This is a genomic window from Streptomyces yerevanensis (assembly GCF_000716805.1).
Classification (GTDB): domain Bacteria; phylum Actinomycetota; class Actinomycetes; order Streptomycetales; family Streptomycetaceae; genus Streptomyces; species Streptomyces flaveus.
Genome location: NZ_JNWJ01000234.1, coordinates 1 through 394 on the forward strand (window position 1 = coordinate 1; position 394 = coordinate 394).

The window sequence follows — 394 nt, forward strand, 5'->3', positions numbered from 1 at the left end:
CCTGCCGATGGACAAGCCCGGCGCCGCAGCGCAGTACGTCATCGCCCCGGCCGAGATCCTCGCGGCGGCGCCGAAGAGCGTCCCGCTGGCCGACGCCGCAGCGCTGCCGCTGGTGGGCCTGACCGCGTACCAGGCGCTGTTCGACCACGCCAAGCTGACGGCGGGTCAGCGCGTGCTGATCAACGGCGCGGGCGGAGCGGTCGGCGGCTACGCCGTGCAGCTGGCCAAGAACGCCGGCGCCTACGTCATCGCCACAGCCAGCCCACGCAGCAGCCAGCAGGTCAAGACGGCGGGCGCCGACGAGATCATCGATCACAGCACCACCGAGGTGACCGCGGCGGTGACCGAGCCGGTCGACGTCGTGCTCAACCTCGCGCCGGTCGACCCGGCGCAG

At 73.1% G+C, this 394-nt stretch carries 1 protein-coding gene; it reads left to right on the top strand.

Annotation, left to right across the window (positions count from 1 at the left end; genetic code table 11):
* Positions 1-394, top strand: a 394-nt coding sequence (locus OP79_RS49210; protein WP_033329885.1) for a zinc-binding dehydrogenase, incomplete at both ends; no start/stop codon positions are given.